The organism is Bdellovibrio sp. CKG001, from assembly GCF_055397465.1.
The window spans coordinates 2,547,403-2,568,664 of sequence record NZ_AP029173.1; the positions used below are offsets into that span (position 1 = coordinate 2,547,403).

The following is a 21,262-nucleotide window of genomic DNA, read 5'->3' on the forward strand; positions in this document are numbered from 1 at the left end:
TAACTTTTTTAAGACAAAACGAAATCCCGTATCGCTCAAATGTCATCCCAGTTTTCTTTTCCTGCCAGCTCGGCGGTGAACTTCACCGGCACCGCACCCGCCAGATAAGGGAAAAGATCTTTTTTGTTGCCGTACAGTTGTGAATAAATGTGCGCATTGGAAACCACACGTTTCACATAGTTGCGAGTTTCCAGGAACGGAATGTGCTCAATGAACTCATCCGTTTCCAGATTACCGAAGCTGGAAAGCCAGTTTTTCACACGGTGAGGACCGGCATTGTAACCCGCCGCCACCAGTGGGATCGTATTTTCAAAGCGATCCATCAGGCGTTTCAAATAACGCGAGCCGATTTTCACGGATGTTTCCGGCTGCAACAGCATTGGGGCTTTGAATTCTTTTTCGTTCAAAAGCATCGCCACTTTGTGTCCCGTGAACGGCATCACCTGCATCAGGCCCAGGGCCCCCACCGGAGAAATCGCGTCGCGACGATAATGAGTTTCCGCGCGCATGATCCCCCATACAAGCTCTTCCGGCACAGAGAATTTCTTGGTGTATTTTTCCACATGCTCGGAATAGGCGCGAGGATAAGCAAACTCCCAAAGATAACGGATTCCTTCCACGCCATGAGCGGCGCGCTGACCGCCAAAGTTGATCTGTGCGATATACGAAGATCGGTTGTAGTGACCGGCCGTATTGTATTCGCTCATCAACGTGCGCAGGTACTCGCGGTTGGATGTCTTGCGTTCAATGTCATAAAGATCCCAACGCGCCCATTCGTTTTCACCCAGAATCATCATATCGCGAGCCCGTTCAAAGCGCTTCATCAGCGCCGGGTTCGAGAACGTCGCCACTTTTTCACCACTGGCATCCGGAACTTCATCCGCAGATTCCACCGAATCAGCCACTTCCACGGACTTCAAATCCGGGTTGTCCACCGCTTCGGCTTCTTCCTCTTCCCCTTTTTCATCGTCCGCAGAATACTGGGTCAGGATCAGATTTTCTTCTGATTCACTTTCATCCCCACGATAGCTTTCTTGCGAAAATGGCATCAGGAATTCGCCGGCCGAGAAACGGGAAATCACACGCGGTTGGGTCGGCAGGCTGGATTCTGCCAACCGAGGAACTTTGATCTCCTCCATCTTCTTCAGACGGGCCTGGGCCGCGATCGCATAGTACCCCAGCAAAGAATCCTTCGCCAAAGAAGACATCATGGCGCGGGCCTGTTCCACTTTCCCCTGGCGATACAAGCTCATCGCCATCCAGTAAGTCACACGATCTTCTGGGAAGGACTTCCAGGCTTTTTTGTTTCTTTTTTTCGCCGCATTCAATTCACCCAGAGCTTTATACGCCCCCTGGTAATCACCTTTGAGATACTTCAGCCACGCCAAATGCCATTGAGCATCGCGGTTCAAGCCGGATTTTGGATACGCCTTCATGAACTCCTGGAAGCGACGAGCAGCTCCGTCATAGTCCTGGAACTGATAACTGAGGAAAGCGGACTGATAAAGCGCCTGACGGCCGGTCTTGGACTTCGGGCTCATCTTGTAGGCAGAATAGTAAGATCCCACTGCCAGTTGCACTTCCCCTGCTCGTGCGGCGGCGGAGGCAAAAAGAATCAGGAAATCAAAGTTTCTTTTATTGGCTTCATAGTAGGGCTTTAACAATTCAACAGCTTTAACCACTTCCCCTTCCTGCAGATAGAACTGGGCCTGCAGTTTGTCGGAAAGATATTTGTCCGACTTGGGAAGTTTGCTTTTCATGATATTGATTTCAGCCTGAGCTTTTTGATCCTGTCCGGCCCACAGCAAATAACGAACGCGGGTGCGGAAATCTTCAGGTGTAGCTTTGCAATCTGTGGGTTTACCTTGGAATTCATTGCTGGCAAGGTCCACACTCCAGTCAGCGACTTTCGGATAGGCCGGATGACGCTCGTAAAGCTTCACCAGCCATTTGCACATATTGCCATGACGGTTCAAACCTTTTTCCGCAATGGCAAGGTTGTAAATGACATCCGGGTAGTCCTCGGTGTTACGTGTGCGTTTTTCCAGCTTCATGAACTGCACGCTGGCTTGTTTGAAGTTCTTTTTTTCCAAGGCAATCTGACCCATCAGATTGGATGTTTCAATGGACATCTTCACATTTGGGGAAAGCTCCAGAACTTTCTTCAGCTCCCCTTCTGCTTCGTCCCACTTGGATGTTTTCATGTAGGACTGACCCAGATAGAAGCGCACGTATTCTTCCAAAGAGGTCTTGTCTTTCAGAAGAGCTTGAAATGCAGGAATGGCTTCTTCATATTTGGCGGCACGAAATTGTTCCAGCGCCTTTTTAAAGGGCTCCAGATCGTTCTTGGTTGTTTGAGCTCCCGCCAAAGGACCCATCAAAAGAGAAAAAACAATGCATTTCAGGAAGACCTTCATGTCCACCACTCCGATACAAAAAGTTGTACAGTTCCAATAAAAAGAAGCCCCTTCCCAAATCGTTTTTCAGGTGCTTCCGTCATTTAATAATGATACCGAATATCTATGGCAAAATCGAAAACTAAAACGATCTATACCTGTCAAAATTGTGGGGCCCAAAGACCTAGGTGGGAAGGAAAATGCTCTGACTGCGGCGCGTGGAATTCCTACGTCGAAGAACTGCAGATGCCCGAGGTCAAAACTCGAGGATGGTCCACTGGCTCTCCGGAGAGGGATGCCGCGGCTTCCAAACCAGTCACCCTGGACCAAAGACTTGAAGAGGTGAAGCTGGATCGTTTCGACACGGGTTTTGAAGAACTCAATCGTGTCTTGGGGGGCGGTCTTGCCAAAGGCAGCTTCGTTCTTCTGGGGGGCTCGCCTGGTATTGGTAAGTCCACCCTTTTGCTGCAAATGGCTGGTGGTTTAGCCAAAAACAAACACAAGGTTCTCTACATCTCTGGAGAGGAAAGCGTTTCGCAGACCGGATCTCGGGCGCATCGTTTGGACATTCGTTCTCCGCTGATTGAAATCGGTTGTGAAAGCAACCTTCAGGCCGTCATGGAAATGGCGCGCTTTAAAAAACCCGATGTTCTAGTGGTGGACTCGATCCAAACCATGTTCCTGCCTGATTTGCAGGCAGCCCCCGGCTCAGTTTCCCAGGTGCGCGAGTGTGCCGGTCATTTGATGGGACTAGCCAAGCAAGAAGGCATCACAGTCATCCTGATTGGTCACGTCACCAAAGACGGCAGCATTGCCGGCCCGAAGGTGCTTGAGCACATGGTCGACTGCGTGCTGTCCTTCGACGGTGATGTCTCTTACAACTTCCGTCTTTTGCGGGCTTTGAAAAACCGTTTTGGTGCGGCTCATGAACTGGGTGTGTTCCAGATGAACTCGCGCGGTCTGGAAGAAGTCTCAAACCCATCAGAACTGTTTTTGGAAGAACGTGGCGATCAACTGATAGGATCGGCCGTGTTCGCGTCGATGGAAGGAACAAGACCACTGCTCTGTGAAGTGCAGGCGCTGACCCTTTCCAGTCCCATGGCCATGCCTCGCCGAACGGCGCTGGGAATTGATATCAATCGTCTGCATTTGCTGACGGCCGTTTTGGATCGCCACTTGGATATTCGCCTGGCCCACAGTGATATCTTTATCAACGTGGTAGGTGGCTTGAAGCTGGTGGAGCCTGCTTCAGATCTGGCGGTGGCTGCTGCGGTACTTTCCACAGAAGGCCGCAGAGATCTGGATGCAAAAACCTGCTTCTTTGGTGAAATCGGTTTAACTGGCGAAGTCCGTGGGGTTTCTTTTGTGGAACAAAGAATCCGCGAAGCTGACAAGCTGGGCTTTATGCACTTTGTGATTCCGTTTTCCAACAAACGCCATTTGGAGGAAGTGAAGCTTTCGAAAGAGAAGAAAATTTCATTTGTCAAAAATGTGCATGATCTGAGTAGAATAATTAAATAGAACATTCACACATCGAGAGGATTCTGACATGGACGATCAGAGCGCTATTGTAAAAGAGAGCTATCAACCTGGCGACTACATCTTCTTTGAGGGCGATATCGAAAATCACTTCTATATCGTCGAATCCGGTGTGGTGAACATCTTCACCAAAGACCAGATGGGAAAACGCATTCACATCTGTGACATCACCGATGGAGAATCCTTTGGTGAATTTGCTTTGATTTCAAAAATGCCCCGTTCAGCTTCAGCACAAGCCACCACCGACGTTGTACTGGTGAAAGTCTCGGAAGAAGGCTACAAGCAACTTCTGGCCGAACTTCCCACCTGGGCTGAGTGCATGCTGAAGTCCTTTACCGACCGCCTGCAAAATATGACGGAAAAAATACGAGAAATGGAGCAGTTCAAACGTCGCAGTCCTTAAAACCACTCCCTTATTCGGGGTGTTTTTTTGTGTCCTCCTCACTTTCCTGAGCGCATTGTAATCCTCAATCACATAGTTATTTGCGAAATGACCATGTATGCTGAGAACAAATGATCGCCAAATTTAGATTTTATATTTTCCTTTGCTCACTGCCTGTGGTTTTACTGCTTTCCCCCATGACCACTGAGGCCCAACACCAGAACACAACAAAATGGACCGGCCCCACCACAGGGCCTCAAGCCCAGGAATCACACACTGTTCATTTTATTGCCTCGGACTTAAAAAATGGCGGCGTGAGTGCCGTCAGCGAAAGTTTTCTTTCCGCCGTTCGTGTCCTGAGATGGCAAGCGCAGATTTTTGACGGCAAAGGCAGCTCGGAACTTCTGCGCCAGCAGCTGCGCCACTCGATCTCGCAGAAAGTGGACGGTATTGTTCTTGGGGGCTTCGATGCCGAGGATCACCCCGAACAGGTCAAACAAGCCCAGGCCGCAGGAATTCGTATTCTGGGGTGGCATGCCTCTGCCAAACCCGGCCCATCCAAGCTTCTTTTCACCAACATTACGACAGATCCTTTGATCGTAGCTGAAAGATCCGCCCGCTTGGCCACGAAGTTCGGTCCGCGCAAAGCCGGTGTGGTTATAATCACCGACAGTCGCTTCACCATTGCACTGGCGAAAGCAGAAAGAATGAAACACATTCTGGAAGATTCAAAGGACATCAAGGTCTTAACAACTCTGGATATGCCAATTTCGCAAGCGGACCGTGAAGTTCCCAAGACCGTTGAAACCCTGCACAGACAATACGGAAAAAAATGGACTCATACACTGGCAATCAATGATGTCTACTTTGATCACATGAACTTTCCGCTGAAAAAAATCGGAAGAAAAGATATCGTGAATATCTCGGCCGGTGATGGTTCCATCACCGCCTTAACTCGCATCAAGTCCCAACTGTCCCAACAGGTGGCGACCATTGCGGAACCCTTACGTGCTCAGGGATGGCAGTTGGCTGATGAATTCAACCGAGCTTTTGCCGGCCTGGCTCCCAGCGGTTATGTCAGTGAACCAATTGAGGTGACAGCGGATTCTTTGAAAGCCCACTCTTTGAAAGAGCTCGAAGGCAGGATCCCTTTTGAAGAATCCTATACGAAGATTTGGTATCCTGGAGGCCACTAAGGCCTCCAGTTTTTTTGGAACTAGTATCGAACAGGATAAATGGAAGGTGCACCGTAGCTGGATGATACACGCACATCCAGGTCCGCATACCCACCCATGGATTCAGCGCGAATATCAATCGCCACAATTCTTTCTCCGGCCATCAGATATTCTGACGTCAAACCAGAGTAGAACGTGCCTGTGTAGCTCAAACGGTTCAACTGCACACGGCGACCGCTTTGAGTGATCGCATAAGTTTCATGCAATTGCACTCCGGCACGGTAAACGCTGACGCGAACATAATCCACATAAGCTGCATAGTTGAACTGCACACGCAACCACTCGCCACCGCCGCGACGACTCACGCCATAGAACTGCACGCTGGATTCACCATAGTGATTGCCTGGAGGCGGATAGGGATTGTGCGGAGGATAAGGATTTGGATACGGCTCTGGACGAGGGTTTGGATGCGGATATGGATCAGGACGCGGATTCGGTCTGACCGGTGGACGTGGTTCTGGACGAGGGCGAATGCCGCCATGGCGATCATCGCGACGGCCATGATCATAACGATCGTCATCATGGTAACGATCCGGCCCACGGTGATCATCACGGCGATCTTCGCGTCGATCGTCGTTGCCACGATCCGGGCGAATTTGCGCAGAAACCAATGGACTTTGCAGCATGAAAGCTGCGGCCAAAAGAGTAGACATCAATGGTAGTTTCATAAAGGCTCCTTTTTAATCAAACACAACAATCTTTCCAAGATTCGTGCCGGACAAAATGACACCAAATGAAACTGACAACTTCTATCGCCCGTCTTTTTTGGGATATTTTAAGAACAGTTCCCGCTGCAGATCCATCATCAGACTCAATAAACGCGTTTCCAGCATCTGATTGACGTTTAGAAACTGTAAACCCGCAGTTTGGAAGGTCTCACCCTCTTGCTCCCGCTTCTGGGCAAAACGCACCTCCACCTCAAACTCCATGGCCCGACGACTTCCAAGACGCAGAGCGCCCTTGATGCGGTCCCCCACTTTCAGATCCGGTGAGGTCCCTTTGAAATCTATTTTCAGACCTCCGGCGCTGACATCTTTCACCCTGGTTTCAACAAAGTAAACCCGATTGCCGTGATTCAGAATGCTGAAAATGGCCTCGTACTTTGCCGGCAAATCAATACGGGCATTGGCTCTGCGTTGCAGCTGGAACAGGTCCACATCGGTCTTAAGCACCGCCCACCCAACACTGAAGGACAAGTCCGTCTGGAAAAAGTAGCGCTCGCTTTTGAAGGGAAAGTTCACCACCACTTTCTGAGGGGTGGTAACCCCTTTGGAGTCCGCCGTGTGATGACACAACAAAGTTTCATCCTTATCCACCTGCACAGCAATCAAATGAAAGACCTCCTCGTTCACCGAGCCTTTCATCGAAAGTTGAAGCTTGTCATCGGCGATCTCGCGAAACAGAAGCTTCTTTTCGGACACCGCCACTTTCTTAAAGATTGTCTGCGCTCCGGGGCCGTTCATGCACTACACTCTTTCCAAAGCTTCGGCCCACTTTTTAAGACGATCTTTGCGCGCCTTCGTGGCCATCTGAACCTTGAATTCCTTTTCCACTTTCCAGACCCGTTTGATTTCTTTTAGATCCTTCCAAACACCAGCGCCCAATCCTGCCATAAAGGCCGCCCCCAAAGCCGTGGTTTCCAAGTTTTTGGGACGAACAACGTTGGCCCCACAATAGTCCGCTTGCAGCTGCATCAAAAGATCATTGGCAGCAGCACCGCCATCCACCCGAACCCCACGCAGTTTTTTACCCAGATCCCTTTGCATGGTATTTAGGATATCCACATTCTGCAAAGCCATGGCTTCCAAAGTCGCGCGCGCGATATGAGCTTTGGTGCTTCCACGAGTCAATCCACAGATCACCCCACGAGCCTCCGGCTTCCAGTGAGGCGCTCCCAAACCGGTCAGTGCCGGAATGAATTCCACCCCTTCGGTGGTTTGTACGGTCTTGGCCAAAGTCTCCACCTCAGATGACTGCTGAATCAATCCCAGTCCGTCGCGCAACCACTGAACTGCGGCCCCACAGACGAATGCGCCTCCTTCAAGGGCGTAGGTCATTTCCTGATTTTTCAGTTTCCATGCGATTGTCGTCAGAAGTTTGTTCTTGGACTTCACCGCTTTTTTTCCGGTGTTCAAAAGTAAAAAGCTGCCTGTACCGAAGGTGCATTTGGAATCCCCAACATCAAAACAAGTCTGCCCAAACAAGGCCGCCTGCTGATCCCCAACAATACCCGTCACAGGAATTCCATCGGGCATAAAACCCAAACCATGAGTGACACCAAATTCCGCATTGGACGGACAGATTTCCGGCAAAATGGCCTCAGGCACACCGAAAAGTTTTAATAGATCCTGATCCCACCACCCCGTGTGGATGTTCATCAGCATCGTGCGTGAGGCATTGCTCACATCCGTCTTATGCGACTGGCCTGCAGTCAACTTCCACAGAAGGAAAGTGTCTACGGTGCCGACCAAGGCACGACCTTCACGGGCCTTCTTCGCCGCATTGGGGACATTCTTTAGCAGCCACTGAATTTTGGTCGCCGAAAAATACGGATCCAAAACCAGTCCGGTTTTGGCAGTGATCATTTTTTCTTTTTTGTTTTTCTTCAGCTTTTCGCAAATCTGCTGCGTCCGGCGACACTGCCACACAATGGCGTTGTGCAGGGCCTTGCCTGTTTCCGAATCCCAAAGCATCACTGTTTCACGCTGATTGGTGATGCCAATGGCACGGATCTGTGACCCTTTGATCCCTGCTTTTTCCAATGCCAAACGCATGGATCGTTGCGTGGAATACCAAATATCCTCGGGATCATGCTCCACCCAGCCGGGCTTGGGGAAAATCTGTTTAAAGGCCTCACGCGCCTCGGCGACAAGACCTCCGGCTTGATTGATGATGCAGGTTCTTGAGCTGGTTGTCCCTTGGTCAATGGCCATGATAAAAGAAGACATAAACATTCTCCAATCGATGTAATAATAATGAAGAATTTCCTGAAGAAACCCAACGAAAAAATTTTTGGTTTGCGCTCTCTGGATCGCGATACTTTGATTTTTCGTGTTCTGCCGCGTTTTCTTCTGGAAATCATGCGCAAATACTTCCGTCTGGAAGTGGAAGGCGTTGAGAACATTCCCCGCCGAGGCGCCGTGGTGCTAGCACCAAATCATTCCGGCTATTCTGGCTTTGATGCCATCTTGCTGGGACATATTGTCCAACAGGAAGCCAAGCGTGTGCCGCGCGTTCTGACTCACCACTTTTGGTTTTTAACTGAGACCACGGCCATTCCCGCCAACAAAATGGGTTTTACCGAGGCGACCTATGAAAACGGCGTCAATGCCCTGAAAAAAGGAAACGCCATTGTTCTGTTCCCAGAAGGCGAACAGGGAAACTTCAAACCCACGTCTGAACGCTATCAGCTGCAGGAATTCAAACGCGGCTTTGTGCGTATGGCCCTGGAAGCCCAATGCCCCATCGTTCCCGTGGTGGTTTTGGGGGCCGAGGAAACCCACATCAATCTGAAGAAGTTGAAGTTCACGAAATTCCTGAAGGGCACCGTCATTCCGCTGCCTTTGAATGTGATTCCCCTGCCCGCCAAATGGCGCATTCGCTTTTTAGAGCCGATCCATCTGCCCTATAAACCGGAAGCCATCAATGATTCGGAATTGATGAACGAGATTGCTCAGGATATTCAGGAAAAAATGCAGACGGCAATTGAAGAAGAACTGCAAAAACGCGGGCACGCGTTCCTTTAATTTCTATTTTCCATCAGGAAGATCTTCCGCGATGACTTCTAAAATATTATGCCATTTCGCGACCAGGATGCCGGGGTCATCAGCATTGCGGCTCACCAGTCGACTGACCAGGATGGCGGCAAGACTCACGGCTAGGACGAGGAGGAGCACATACTCCACCACGATTTGACCTCGTTTATTCATATTTTAAATTATATCACACTTCCGCAGGAGAGGTAGTGCGCACCACAGGGGCTGGACGCCAGTTTTCCATTGTGAGACGCAAAGTCTCAACCAAAAGGTCGAGGTTTTCATCTTCAATAGGACCGCGCAGGCCGATCACCACATCATCGTGCCATTTTTCAACTTCCAAAGGACCGATGTGTTTGGCGGCGTCTTCAAAAGACAGCAGGAAGCTGTCTTCCGTCGGATAGACCATCACCAGGATGTTGGCTCCGGAAGCCTTGGAAACTTCCTTGGCCTTTGCCATTTCGGCAGTAAGCTTCTGCTGAATCAAAAAATAAATCTTCAGTGCCAGCGCTTCATGAAACTGGGCGAAGTAAATGCGAACGGGACCATCAAAGATGGCACTATTAAAAGCAGGATTAAAATACTTCGACTGCATTAACGTGGTGTATGATGACCTCATGTTGTAGCTCCCCCCTCCACTGACACAACCCAAGACTAGGAAGAAAACCCTTCCTAATTCAAAGGAAATTTTAAGAATCTTAAATTTTCTGACGCGTCAGATTAATTTTAAGGCTCAAAAACCTTCTTTCCTCTCGAGAAAACAACCTTCTCCGCGTGCTCTCCCACACTGTAGAACAGACACGACCACTCCTGATCGATGCCTACAATGTCAGCAGATTTACCCACTTCGATGGATCCCACCTCTTTGTGCAGATTTAAAGCATGAGCTGCACCCACGGTGTAGGCAGCAATGACTTCCGGCAGACTCATCTTCATTTCCAAACGCGCCAAGAGGCCGACCAGATTCAGATCCTGCGTCGGCGACGTACCCGGATTAAAATCTGTGGCCAGAGCCACGCGCACTCCCGCATCGATCATCGCTCGGGCCGGAGGATATTTTGTCTTTGTGTAAAGATCGGCCGTAGGCAACAAAACTCCGGTCACTTCCGATTTTGCCAGATTGCGGATTTCTTTTTCTTCGACCTGCAGCAGATGATCGCCAGAAAGCGCCCCGACACGCACAGCCACCTCACTGCCGCCACTTAAAGACATTTGGTCAGCATGGATCAGAACATCAAAGCCCAGTTCCTGCGCACGACGCAGATATCTTTCAGAGGCCTCCGCTGGAAAGAAGCCCTTTTCAATAAAGACATCCACCCGGCGAGCCAATTTCTTTTTGGCGACAACAGGAAGAACCTTTTCCGCCAGGAAGGTCAGATATTCTTCGTAAGACTTGTATTCCGGTGGCAAAGCATGCGCCCCCAGGAATGTACTGACAGTGCGTGGGCCCTGGAGCTCTTGGATCGCCTGAAGAACCTTGATTTCATCTTTCAGATTCAAAGCATAACCGGATTTCACTTCCAGCGTGGTCACCCCCTGAGCCAGAAAGTGATTCACCCGCCTCTGCCCGGTCGCCACCAGATCCTTTAAAGTCGAGGACCGCGTTTTTCGCATCGTCGACAAAATGCCGCCTCCTTTGGCGGCGATCTCCTGGTAGCTGACCCCTTGATTGCGCATCTCAAATTCGGCCGCGCGATCCCCGGCAAAAACCAGATGTGTGTGACATTCCACGAACCCAGGCAAAACCGTTTTGCCCTTCATGTCCAGTTCGCGCATTCCTTTTTTCTTGGCCCATTCCTTGGGAAGTTTTTTATGGGGGCCCACCCACAGGATTTTGTCTTTATCCATGACAACCGAAGCCTGGTTCATAATACCCAGATCTTCTTCTTTGATGTGGCGGCCATTTTTGGCTGAAGCGCCCTGCAAGGTCAGTAATGTCGAAATATTTTTAAGCAGAATACCCATGCACCTATTCAAGCACATGGGTCCCGAGGATCAAGTTAAAATCTTGGCCCTACATAATCTTGATACTATGACTGCGCGCGCCCTCTGATTTGGGCAGCGTAATGTGCAGCACACCGTCCTCGAAGTGAGCTTCGATCTTTTCGGAGTTAACCTGGGTCGGCAACGTGAAGGATCTTAGGAACTTGCCATAGGATCTTTCGGTATAGCGCCCTTCCCCTTGGCTCTGGCGGGTGCGCTCTCCGGAAATCGTCAGTACATTGTCTGACAGATCCAACTTGATTTCATTCTTCTTCATGCCCGGCAAATCAGCCGTCACAAGATAAGCATTGTCCTTTTCCTCAACATCCACGGCAGGCGAGAAGTCCATCCCTGAACGCGCCAGACTTGAACCAAAACCCCGGTCAAAGTCGTTAATAAAATCCTCGAACTGACTAATTAGGTCTGAAGTGGCCCCCAACCGGCGCTGACTGCTCCAGGGCGCCAAAGAACGCATAGGCATAACATCCTCCTTGTAATCACTTGCCCGAATTATGGCGCGCTCTGCACTCAGGTCAATGTTGCCGAAATTAACCTGTCAAAAATTAAAAAGCCGGAGTGTCTTCACACACTCCGGCTTCGGATTTTTTTGCTAATTAAAACTGGACTACTTCATTTTTGGAGAGAACCACAAGTCGATCACGCGGCCTTCCTTCTTTTTGCCTTTTTCTTTGAAGACGAAGGTGCTCTTCTCGCGGATTTCCGCGCGGTCTGCCACGGAGCTTACCGCAGAAGCATCGTATTTCAAAGACACTGACTCAATACGTGACTTCAAAGGAACCAGTTCGCCTTTTTGTACTTTGCCGTCACCGTTTTTATCAAACCACAACAGCAGTTTTGCAAAGTCTTTGTCCTTTTTATCAATCACGTCATCTTTGTTCGAATCAAATTCGCGCAAAGCCTCAAAACCGTTTTTATATTTGTCCCCCTGATTACCGAACAACTCATCTTCGGTGGTGATCAGACCATCGCCATTGCGATCCACTGCAATGAATGCCCCTGGCGCACCAGCTTCAGGCCACATTGTTTTGCCCGTTGGATTCAGAGGGAAGTCCACAGCCGCAGAGAACTGAGGAAGTCTGTCATCAAAGAAGACCATCAGTGGCGAGAAATACCCGCCGCAATAACCGTTTTCACCCGGGAAGAAGGCTGAGACACTGTACTGTCGGCCATCTTTTGAACCACTGGTATAGACTGTGGCAGAAAGCGGGCCGTTGTAACCCATGTATTCCTGCTTCTGGCGCGCATCGAAAACCTGTTCGAAGGTGATGGCTTCCAGCTTGGCTTCAAAGTCATCAGAGATATTCCCTTGCTCGTCAACCATCGTGTTAAAGTTGATCGGCAACACAATCCGCACGTTGTTCCCGGCATAACTGGCCTTGACGGTGTCGTGCTTGATGACGGCCACGTTGGTTTCACCAGCCTTCATTACGATATTGGCCGGATAAAGCACCTCGTAGGTCTTCATCGCACCTTTGACATTCATAGTAATTTTGATTTTAACCTGAGACGCAGGTGAAATCGGATTTGAAACGTGACGAAGATTTGTCCCGAAGCACGTGTTGGCCACGTTGATGGTCACACCGTCGGAAGAGGCCCGTGTCGCCTGGCCGGATAAAACGACCCCTTGAAACCCTGCCGAACCGCCTGCACCGGAGTTCACTGCTGCCGGTTGCTGTTCGGTCTGAGCATATGCCGCACCCGATGCCACTAGCACAGCGGCGGCGCAAAGCCCTTTACGCATAAACATACAAGCCCCCTTTTATTCCCCATCAAGACTCAAAGCTACTTCTTCTCAGGACGCACGATCTTGAAGTAAATCAAGGCATCCTTTGCGTCCTTGCGAGAGAACTCAACTTTTTGCACGTCATATGCAAACAGCTGACCTTGGTTAAATCCTTGCAGCCCATAAACCGAGCGCCACAAGTTGATTTGCTTCCCGCTTTGATCCTTGGCTAGATAATACTTGATTATGTTGACAACTTTCAAGCGGACAAGAGGAGCAGCTCCTCCCATTGGCGGTATATCCCTTAAGAACTTATCTTCGTTTGTAATCGTCTCATTAGGATACATCGGATTACTCATGTCGATCAGATTTCCCAAGTTCAGGCGCACCAACGTGCTGGCCCCGGAATTGGGCACCACACCCAAAAAGATCGGAGAGCGCGCCGGCTTGCTGTAGTCCGGCCCCGATGAGGTCATCTCTCTCACCGTTGTCGGTGTATCCAGCATCACCACATTTCCACCCACCCAGATCTTGTCGTTGGCGAAGGTGACTTCATTGTTTTTATTCAAAGAGACAAAGTTCAAAGAGGCCGCCTGCCTTGGATCCGCCGGCGGATTCCCCACTTCATAAGCTGAAGCTGGAGTATAAAGGATCGTTCCGCCCTTTCGTTCCGCCGTCGTAATAAAGATCACTTCGTGGCGGCGCCCCGCCTCCAATGTCAGCTTTCGTTCAGAGTTATCGACGGCCGTCTCGCTCGCATCGGAAACGTAGTCAAAGAACCGGCGACCGTAATCATCCAGCACATTCAAATTGTTAAATGAAGGTTCGGAGTTCTTCAGATCCCGCAGAATCATACGCTCGGCCAGAATACTGTCGACCTTGTCTTCAATTTCGTTGGTGATCTCGGTTTTGGTTTTTGCCGTGAAGACGAAGAACGAGGCCGCCACCATGCCCATGATTCCCATCAGGGCCACACCAACGATCATTTCTGCTAAAGTAAAACCGCGTTGATTCTTCATCATTGTGCATTCACCACAAACTGATAGTCCACCGAGCCATAGTTAGCCGGAGTGAGCTTGGCCGCCTTGCCATTTTTATCCGTACCATCCGCCCAATCTTTGTGGGTCAGACGAACTGTTACCAGATACAAACCTTTCATCCCCGGGTAGGCCTGAATGGTAAAACCATAGCGGCCGGGACATCCGGGACATTCCTTGGCCGTGGACATCATTCCATTCCCCCAGGCCATGGGCAGCTTGTCCTTCGCCAGCGCTGCTTCACGTTCTTTGTCCGAGGTGAAGTAGTTGATCTGATACATGCGCACATTAGGCCGGATGTTTTCAATGACGTCGTTGATCTGCTTATAGACCGAGTTCTTAACTCCACTGTCTGTGGCCACCTTCTTCATACTCAGAATTCCTGAGATAAAGAATGACCCCACCAGAGTCAGCATGGCCAACCCTAACAAGACCTCCAGAATCGAAATACCTTGCTGGTTTCGGATGAGGGATTTCATATGCCGGACTCCCGCGAAATTTCCAGAACATAGAAGCGCACCAGACGGTTCTTACACACTGTCGAGTTGCTGTTTTTAATAAAACCACAATCCGGATCCACTGCCGTCCAACGGAAAGGATCGGCCTTGGCGCGCAAGGAGATGGAGTTGCACTTATACAGATTGGAAACGTCCGTGATACTTGGGTACGGATGCCATACCGGGTAACGATTGATCACCGAGCAATCAACACTGTTATTACCTCTTAGTACACCCGCCTTACGAAGTTCATAAGTCGCCATGGCGTGATAGATGGTACTCCAGCGAATACCACTGCGATAAGCGGAATCATCTATGGACATTCCTTGCGACAGAATGAAGCTGCCGACGATTCTGAGCGGCTTATCACGGGCTTCAATCACCAGTCTTTCGCAATTCATGAAACCGGATACAAAGTTCGCATCGGATTTGATATAGCAGGTCTTAGCCAACGACACGACCTGGAAGGCTGCGGTGCTGCCACCACTTGGCTCCCAACGGGCGTTGTTCTTGTCAAAGATAAAGTCCTTGGCTTCGCCCAGTTTCGCCGTGAAAGACCACGATTGACGGGCCGATGAAGCAAATGACTGGGACCAGTCCGAGCCTCCGAAGGCGGAAGAGTTTTTACCCAAGGCTTCACAGGCATTGTCCAGATTCACATAAGGGTCGATATCCTCTGGATAGCCGCTCTTGTCACGACCAGCGGAATCGCGCAGGCGAGAACCCACCTTGAAGTCAGCACCCTCAGGCTCGAAGACCAGCCATCCTTTGTTATTTCCGGCAGCCCAGTTCTTTCTTAAGTTACGTCCATCATAGTAACCAACATCGTAAGCGATCAACTCAAGAGAGACCGGCAAACGCTCACCCATGGAGTTGACCAGCATGGAAGCATTATCAAAGCTGACATCCAAATCCTGGAAAGAAGAGTTGGAGTTATTGTTCTTAGGATCATCCCCTGGCTTCAGAGGCTTTTTAAGTGTCAGATGAATTTTGGGCTGGATGTCCATGCTGGCACGAACTTTACGAAGCTGCTCACGCGCGCCGCTGAGCTTACGTTCATTCGCATCCAACTCAGCTTCCATGCGTTCTTTATATTGTTTTGCCTGAGCCAGATCATTGCGGGCACTGGAAAGACTGGAACGCGCACTTGACAGGCGATCCTTGTCGACGGGATTGCGACGCTCCTCACGCTCGACATCATTTTCAGCATCGTTGACATCACGAATTGCTCGCTCCACAGCACGGGCTGCTTGATTCAGTCGAGCCTGACTGCTGCTCACGTCAGACTCTAGCTGACTGACCTGACGCTCCAGACTTTTTTCCAGAGGTCGAAGATCGATCTTCGGTTCCAAAGTCACAGACCCTTCAGCCGGAATCTCCCCGGTCAGATACATATTACCGAACTTGATGTTATATCTTGTCGCGGCCAGTTTTTCCTGACTTAAAGAGAATCCTTTCAAAAGATCACGGAAGCCCCACCAGTTGTCCGGCGAATTTGGCTTTTCAACGTCTTTGTTCTGAACTGTGAACATATTCCCGTCTGTCAAAGCCAGGCGGTAATTGTATTTGCTGCCTTTTTGACCCAGCAACTGACCCGTCAATTGACTGTTATCGGTATTGGCTAGTTCGTATTTGATCTTTTCGTGGCGCAGACATTGTGCCATCAAACTGGCATTCACGGTCTCTCCGACGGCAAAACCAGAAAGATAGTCCAAGCCCAGATCACGTGCGCCATCCACTTCCACACCTTTCTGGAAGCCACCGAACTGACGAATCTGACCCCAGAACTGGTCATCCTGCTGACCGGCGTAACGCGGTTTAAATTCCTGATTATTGCGCATCACAGGTCCGTCACCCAGAACCACTTTATCCTTGAAGGTCACCGGCGTATAAACAGTGTCCCCGCCAGTCAGATCCGCCCCGGAATTCGGCGCCATCGGCAAATGAATGGATCCGTTTACAAAGACCGGACTTTCAAAGATCAAACCTGGATACTTGATATTGGCAAGGCGTGAGCCGGTTTGTTTGATAACAGCATCACCCTTCTTCAAACCCGAAGCCGTGGTAACTGTTTTATCCAGATAAAGGTCACCCGCCACCATCACGGCAAAGCTTCCAACCTCACGAGGATAAACCCCGACATACGAAGTTGTTTTCAAGGAGCTTGAGCCCACTTCGATCACCTTGCCGGAGCGATCCAACAAGCTCACATCAATACGCAAATACACTTCCCGACCGTACTCTGGGATGGACGCGCGAACATCTCGTGAAATAGAGACATCAATCGCAGCCACGGTGTAACCCTTCAGATCCGCCACGATCTTATAAACCGGATGCAAGGCAGAGAAGGACTCAATATTGATTCGTTGGCGAATTTTTGAAACAGGGACTTTTTCCGGATTGGCGATGCCGATCACTCGCAAGAAGTCGACGGTCTCTTTTTTCATTAGAATACGCTCAACCGAGCGCGGGTGACTGAGCAGCTCGACCGCTGTTGCCGGCACACTCTTGCCACAACTTTCCTGCATCCAGGATTCAGAAAAACACCAGCGCTGTCGAATACCGAACAGAGTATAATCCACCATGGAGTGCAGAGCCAGTCGCGCCGTAATGATCGAGGCCGTTTTAGTGACCTGAGTTCTGTGCTTAACAACTGTCGGCGACAGGAAGTAGATCATAACACCGACAACACCCACGGCCACCAACGCCTGGACGAATGCGCTTCCCCTGTTATTAAAGACAGAACGTGACTTACGGACTGATTTCACGGTGATTTCTCCTGTCTCTTGTATCGACATAAATCGTATCAAACTTAAGAAAAGACAGGGCAAAGGAGGTCCCGCCGCACGGGATTTGTTTCACATCGAAACAACTTATGTATCAAATTCGAATGACAAAAAAGAAAGGCTCCTAAAAGGAGCCCTCATCGCAATGCTTATTTTGCTTTGCCTTGGTTGGCGACGGCCTCGATAGCCGCTTTCACTTCATCGGGGTCCCCGATGAATTCCTTCTTCAGGACCTTCAAATCAGCATCCAGCTCATACATCATGGGAATACCGGTTGGCATATTTACGCCCATGATTTCCTCAGGGGTCATACCTTCCAAATGCTGCATCAAGGCACGCAAACTGTTACCGTGAGCCACGATCAGGACATTTTTGCCTGATTTTACAGCAGGTGCGATTGTGCCGTTCCACAGCGGCAAGAAACGAGCAACGGTGTCCTTCAAAGACTCATTGCTAGGCAAAAGTTTAGCATCCACATCCTTGTAACGAGGGTCATGCGTGGGATGACGAGGGTCTGTCACCTCCATCGGAGGTGGCGGAGTGTCGTAACTGCGGCGCCAAATCTTCACTTGCTCCTCACCATGACGAGCCGCGGTCTCTGCCTTATTCAGACCTTGAAGTGCTCCGTAGTGTCTTTCATTCAAGCGCCAGTCCTTGTGGACAGGAAGCCACACTTGGTCAACCTCATCCAGCACGAAATTCAGAGTTTTAATCGCTCTTTTGAGCATGCTTGTATAGGCCACATCAAAATTGAAGCCTTTTTCACGAAGAGCTTTGCCACCCTTTAGAGCTTCCGCTCGACCTTTCTCGGAAAGATCAACGTCCTGCCAACCCGTGAAGCGATTTTCTTGGTTCCAAACACTTTCACCGTGTCGAATAAGTACCAACTTATACACGTTTAAACTCCTTCATTTTGGATAGAAAAAGAGCTATCATGACAAGGCTTTAAATAACATCAAAAGCTTGGCGTTTTGCTGCGCATTAAGACGTGTCAAATCCCCAACTTTTTGAAAAATTAGCGAGCGCTAGCGGACGGTGAAACAAGTTATATCAAGACCTCTGGATTCGAGATAATTTGTTTAACCGCCCGCTCAACCCATGTGAAGTTTGAGGTTATATCGTGAGCAACAGTGGCATCAATAGTGCGAATCTTGAATACATCGAACAACTCTACTCTGATTTCAAAGCGAATCCGGATTCACTCGCAGTAGAATGGAAAAGCTTCTTTGAAGGTGTTGAGTTTGCCCAAGGGGGCAAGTTCGGCATGTCCGATAAAGAGCTGGCCGTCTTCCAACTCATCCAGGCTTATCGCGCTGACGGACACACCGAAGCCAACCTGAATCCGCTGTATGCTCCGCAAGCAGGCGAGCTTCTTTCCCTGAAGCGCTTTGGCCTGACGGAAAAAGATCTGACGGCGAAATTCCAGATTGGTTCTGTGATTGGCAAAGCCAACGCCACTCTCAGCGACATCATCGCACATCTGAAGGCCACTTACTGCGGAACACTTTCCCTGCAGGCTGCGGATGCTTCTCCAAAAGAAGTTCAATGGCTGACTCAGCAATTCGAAAACAATCCGGCAAAACTTTCTTTGGACGAAAAGAAAAACGCTCTGGCGGCTTTGACCAAAGCGGAAACTTTGGAAAAGTTCGTTCACACCCGTTACGTGGGAACAAAGCGCTTCTCTGTGGAAGGGGCTGATTCCATTTTGCCGATGATGGACACATTGGTGAACAAAGGCACGGCTCATCAGGTTCAGGAAGTTTTCGTGGGCATGGCCCACCGTGGTCGCGTCAACATCCTGGTGAACTTCTTCGGAAAGCCTGAAGAATATGTCTTCGGCGACTTCAACGGTCCGCTGGAACTGGCCGAGCCCATTGAAGACTTCGACAACGACGTGAAGTACCACCTGGGCTATGTCACTGAAAAGAAAACCGCGACCGGCTCTTGCAAAGTCACTCTGGCCTACAACCCTTCTCACCTGGAAACCGTGAACGCGGTGGCTTTGGGGATGGCGCGTGCGGCTCAAGACCAAATCGGCACTACGGGCAAAAAGAATGTTGTTCCAGTTCTAATCCACGGGGATGCGGCGTTTGCCGGTCAGGGGATTGTTCAGGAAACTCTGCAAATGGCTGGAGTTCACTCTCACTCCACTGGCGGCACGATCCACATCATCATCGACAATCAGGTGGGTTTCACCACCAACGGCAAGGACACTCGCTCCACACGTTATTCCTCTGATGCAGCGAAAATGACCTTCACCCCTGTTCTGCATGTGAATGGTGACGATGTTGAAAGCGCCGTGCGCGCCATGGACATCGCCCTTCGCTATCGCCAGGAATTCGGCAAAGACGTTGTGATCAATCTGCTGTGTTACCGTAAATTCGGCCACAACGAAGGGGACGAACCTGCGTTCACTCAACCGCAGATGTATGAGATCATCAAAACCCACGCAACAGTTCGCGAGCTATTTGCGAAGAAACTGGCTGCGGAAGGAAGTGTGGATCAGAAAACTTCTGACGACATGTACAACCAGGCGATGGATCGCTTGCAGACTATTTTCGAAGATACCAAAAAGAATCCGCCGAAACTTAAGAACTTCAAGTTCGAAGGCAACTGGAAAGGTCTGCGCAAGGCCAAGGATTCTGATTTCGAAAAATCCGCCGACACCACTTTCGATCTGGGCAAGCTAAAACAAATCGGCGAGAAAATCGGCAGTCACCCTGCTGACTTCACTCCACATCCGAAACTGATCAAACTTCTGGAAGCGCGTAAAGCGATGGGCGCTGGCAAAGAAAACATCGACTGGGGCATGGGTGAACTTTTGGCCTACGGTTCTTTGCTGTCAGAGGGCACCAATGTTCGTTTGACCGGTGAAGACTGCGTGCGTGGCACGTTCACTCACCGTCATGCAGGCATGTACGACTTTAAAACCGGCAAAGCTTACTTCCCGCTGGCGGATCTGAATCCGAAGGCGAAACTGCTGGTGGCGGAAAGTATTCTGTCTGAGTACGGCGTGATGGGTTACGAGTACGGTTATTCCGTTCAGGATCCCAAATCCCTGGTGATGTGGGAAGCGCAGTTCGGTGACTTCGTCAACGGCGCGCAAATCGTGATCGACCAATACCTGTCTGCGGGTGAATCCAAATGGCAACAGATGAGCGGCCTGGTACTTCTTCTGCCTCACGGCTATGAAGGTCAGGGTCCCGAGCACTCCTCGGCCCGTCTTGAGCGCTTCTTGCAACTTTGTGCTCAGAACAACATGCAAGTTGTAAATCTGACAACACCGGCTCAGATCTATCATGCTCTTCGCCGCCAGGTGCGCAGAGACTTCCGCAAACCTTTGGTTGTGATGTCACCAAAGTCTTTGCTTCGTCACCCGCGTGCCGTTTCCACGATCGACGAACTGGCCAACGGTCGCTTCCAGGAAGTGATTGCTGACACTATTGATAAGTCCAAAGTGGACACGGTGGTGTTTGTTTCCGGTAAGCTTTACTACGAGCTTTTGGAAGAAAGAGAAAAGTCCAAGAAAGAAAATGTCGCATTGGTTCGTCTGGAGCAGATCTATCCATTCCCTGCCAATCAGGTGACGGAAGTTCTGAAGTCCTACCCTAAAGCAAAAACTTTGGTATGGGCGCAGGAAGAACCAAAAAACATGGGTGCCTTCCAGAACGTGTACTTCAAGTTTGTTGATGTTGTCTCCAAAGCCGGCCTGAAGCTGGGCTTTGAATACGTGGGCCGTCCGGAAAGATCCTCTCCGGCGACAGGTTCTGTCTACAGACACCGCATCGAACAAGCTGAGATTGTCAAAGCCGTGTTCAGTAAATAGTCGACTGAGCCGACAGAGCTGGCGCGATTCGGCTGGGCCGACAGAGCTGGCGCGACGGCAGTCGCAGAAGCTGAAGTAGAAA

At 50.1% G+C, this 21,262-nt stretch carries 18 protein-coding genes; 5 read left to right on the forward strand and 13 right to left on the reverse strand.

What is annotated here, in order from left to right; genetic code table 11:
- Positions 1-35: 35 nt before the first annotated feature.
- The gene (locus ACZ50P_RS12025; protein WP_464131399.1) at positions 36-2,417 is read right to left on the reverse strand and encodes a transglycosylase SLT domain-containing protein; all 2,382 of its coding nucleotides are present in this window, start codon (positions 2,415-2,417) and stop codon (positions 36-38) included.
- Positions 2,418-2,522: 105 nt separating this feature from the next.
- On the opposite strand from ACZ50P_RS12025, the gene radA reads away from it, so the two are divergent.
- The 3 genes from radA (at position 2,523) to ACZ50P_RS12040 (ending at position 5,513) form a co-directional block, all read left to right on the forward strand.
- Positions 2,523-3,917, forward strand: coding sequence for a DNA repair protein RadA (radA, locus tag ACZ50P_RS12030; RefSeq protein ID WP_464131401.1), 1,395 nt, complete (start codon positions 2,523-2,525; stop codon positions 3,915-3,917).
- Positions 3,918-3,945: 28 nt separating this feature from the next.
- Positions 3,946-4,338, forward strand: coding sequence for a Crp/Fnr family transcriptional regulator (locus tag ACZ50P_RS12035; protein WP_464120510.1), 393 nt, complete (start codon positions 3,946-3,948; stop codon positions 4,336-4,338).
- 110 nt (positions 4,339-4,448) lie between these two features.
- Positions 4,449-5,513, forward strand: coding sequence for a substrate-binding domain-containing protein (locus ACZ50P_RS12040; RefSeq protein WP_464131403.1), 1,065 nt, complete (start codon positions 4,449-4,451; stop codon positions 5,511-5,513).
- Positions 5,514-5,533: 20 nt separating this feature from the next.
- On the opposite strand, the gene ACZ50P_RS12045 is transcribed toward ACZ50P_RS12040, so the two are convergent.
- From ACZ50P_RS12045 to glpK, 3 genes are all read right to left on the reverse strand, one after another.
- Positions 5,534-6,220, reverse strand: a complete 687-nt coding sequence (locus ACZ50P_RS12045; RefSeq protein WP_464131405.1) for a beta-sandwich domain-containing protein — start codon at positions 6,218-6,220, stop codon at positions 5,534-5,536.
- Between the two features lie 81 nt (positions 6,221-6,301).
- Positions 6,302-7,015 (reverse strand): flagellar brake protein, encoded by a 714-nt coding sequence (locus ACZ50P_RS12050; protein ID WP_464120507.1) that lies wholly within the window; start codon positions 7,013-7,015, stop codon positions 6,302-6,304.
- Between the two features lie 3 nt (positions 7,016-7,018).
- Positions 7,019-8,506, reverse strand: coding sequence for a glycerol kinase GlpK (gene glpK, locus ACZ50P_RS12055; RefSeq protein WP_464120506.1), 1,488 nt, complete (start codon positions 8,504-8,506; stop codon positions 7,019-7,021).
- 21 nt (positions 8,507-8,527) lie between these two features.
- On the opposite strand from glpK, the gene ACZ50P_RS12060 reads away from it, so the two are divergent.
- Positions 8,528-9,298, forward strand: coding sequence for a lysophospholipid acyltransferase family protein (locus ACZ50P_RS12060; protein ID WP_464131407.1), 771 nt, complete (start codon positions 8,528-8,530; stop codon positions 9,296-9,298).
- Between the two features lie 3 nt (positions 9,299-9,301).
- Here ACZ50P_RS12060 and ACZ50P_RS12065 read toward each other — a convergent pair whose 3' ends face one another.
- The 9 genes from ACZ50P_RS12065 to gpmA form a co-directional block, all read right to left on the reverse strand.
- Positions 9,302-9,481, reverse strand: a complete 180-nt coding sequence (locus ACZ50P_RS12065; RefSeq protein ID WP_464120504.1) for a hypothetical protein — start codon at positions 9,479-9,481, stop codon at positions 9,302-9,304.
- A 13-nt stretch (positions 9,482-9,494) separates the two neighbouring features.
- Positions 9,495-9,926, reverse strand: a complete 432-nt coding sequence (locus tag ACZ50P_RS12070) for a hypothetical protein (RefSeq protein ID WP_464131409.1) — start codon at positions 9,924-9,926, stop codon at positions 9,495-9,497.
- A 107-nt stretch (positions 9,927-10,033) separates the two neighbouring features.
- Positions 10,034-11,272, reverse strand: coding sequence for an imidazolonepropionase (hutI, locus tag ACZ50P_RS12075; RefSeq protein WP_464131411.1), 1,239 nt, complete (start codon positions 11,270-11,272; stop codon positions 10,034-10,036).
- A gap of 49 nt (positions 11,273-11,321) precedes the next feature.
- Positions 11,322-11,771: an Hsp20/alpha crystallin family protein gene (locus tag ACZ50P_RS12080; RefSeq protein ID WP_464131413.1), complete on the reverse strand. Its 450-nt coding sequence runs from the start codon at positions 11,769-11,771 to the stop codon at positions 11,322-11,324.
- Between the two features lie 144 nt (positions 11,772-11,915).
- Positions 11,916-13,058 (reverse strand): EF-hand domain-containing protein, encoded by a 1,143-nt coding sequence (locus ACZ50P_RS12085; protein WP_464131415.1) that lies wholly within the window; start codon positions 13,056-13,058, stop codon positions 11,916-11,918.
- A gap of 35 nt (positions 13,059-13,093) precedes the next feature.
- Positions 13,094-14,056 carry a pilus assembly FimT family protein gene (locus ACZ50P_RS12090; protein ID WP_464120499.1) on the reverse strand — a complete coding sequence of 321 codons (963 nt, stop codon included), beginning with the start codon at positions 14,054-14,056 and terminating at the stop codon, positions 13,094-13,096.
- The gene (locus ACZ50P_RS12095; RefSeq protein ID WP_464120498.1) at positions 14,053-14,550 is read right to left on the reverse strand and encodes a type II secretion system protein; all 498 of its coding nucleotides are present in this window, start codon (positions 14,548-14,550) and stop codon (positions 14,053-14,055) included. Before ACZ50P_RS12095 ends, ACZ50P_RS12090 begins: the two co-directional genes overlap by 4 nt.
- Complete coding sequence (locus ACZ50P_RS12100; RefSeq protein WP_464131417.1) at positions 14,547-17,336, reverse strand: hypothetical protein; 2,790 nt, start codon at positions 17,334-17,336, stop codon at positions 14,547-14,549. The genes ACZ50P_RS12095 and ACZ50P_RS12100 overlap by 4 nt, the downstream gene beginning before the upstream one ends.
- A gap of 167 nt (positions 17,337-17,503) precedes the next feature.
- Positions 17,504-18,250, reverse strand: coding sequence for a 2,3-diphosphoglycerate-dependent phosphoglycerate mutase (gpmA, locus tag ACZ50P_RS12105; protein WP_464120496.1), 747 nt, complete (start codon positions 18,248-18,250; stop codon positions 17,504-17,506).
- Between the two features lie 224 nt (positions 18,251-18,474).
- On the opposite strand from gpmA, the gene ACZ50P_RS12110 reads away from it, so the two are divergent.
- Positions 18,475-21,180 carry a 2-oxoglutarate dehydrogenase E1 component gene (locus ACZ50P_RS12110; RefSeq protein WP_464131418.1) on the forward strand — a complete coding sequence of 902 codons (2,706 nt, stop codon included), beginning with the start codon at positions 18,475-18,477 and terminating at the stop codon, positions 21,178-21,180.
- Positions 21,181-21,262 lie beyond the last annotated feature (82 nt).

Coding starts and splice junctions, on each gene's coding strand:
- ACZ50P_RS12025 (WP_464131399.1), bottom strand. CDS start 2,417: ATGAAGGTCTTCCTGAAATGCATTGTTTTTTCTCTTTTGATGGGTCCT.
- radA (WP_464131401.1), top strand. CDS start 2,523: ATGGCAAAATCGAAAACTAAAACGATCTATACCTGTCAAAATTGTGGG.
- ACZ50P_RS12035 (WP_464120510.1), top strand. CDS start 3,946: ATGGACGATCAGAGCGCTATTGTAAAAGAGAGCTATCAACCTGGCGAC.
- ACZ50P_RS12040 (WP_464131403.1), top strand. CDS start 4,449: ATGATCGCCAAATTTAGATTTTATATTTTCCTTTGCTCACTGCCTGTG.
- ACZ50P_RS12045 (WP_464131405.1), bottom strand. CDS start 6,220: ATGAAACTACCATTGATGTCTACTCTTTTGGCCGCAGCTTTCATGCTG.
- ACZ50P_RS12050 (WP_464120507.1), bottom strand. CDS start 7,015: ATGAACGGCCCCGGAGCGCAGACAATCTTTAAGAAAGTGGCGGTGTCC.
- glpK (WP_464120506.1), bottom strand. CDS start 8,506: ATGTTTATGTCTTCTTTTATCATGGCCATTGACCAAGGGACAACCAGC.
- ACZ50P_RS12060 (WP_464131407.1), top strand. CDS start 8,528: ATGAAGAATTTCCTGAAGAAACCCAACGAAAAAATTTTTGGTTTGCGC.
- ACZ50P_RS12065 (WP_464120504.1), bottom strand. CDS start 9,481: ATGAATAAACGAGGTCAAATCGTGGTGGAGTATGTGCTCCTCCTCGTC.
- ACZ50P_RS12070 (WP_464131409.1), bottom strand. CDS start 9,926: ATGAGGTCATCATACACCACGTTAATGCAGTCGAAGTATTTTAATCCT.
- hutI (WP_464131411.1), bottom strand. CDS start 11,272: ATGGGTATTCTGCTTAAAAATATTTCGACATTACTGACCTTGCAGGGC.
- ACZ50P_RS12080 (WP_464131413.1), bottom strand. CDS start 11,771: ATGCCTATGCGTTCTTTGGCGCCCTGGAGCAGTCAGCGCCGGTTGGGG.
- ACZ50P_RS12085 (WP_464131415.1), bottom strand. CDS start 13,058: ATGTTTATGCGTAAAGGGCTTTGCGCCGCCGCTGTGCTAGTGGCATCG.
- ACZ50P_RS12090 (WP_464120499.1), bottom strand. CDS start 14,056: ATGATGAAGAATCAACGCGGTTTTACTTTAGCAGAAATGATCGTTGGT.
- ACZ50P_RS12095 (WP_464120498.1), bottom strand. CDS start 14,550: ATGAAATCCCTCATCCGAAACCAGCAAGGTATTTCGATTCTGGAGGTC.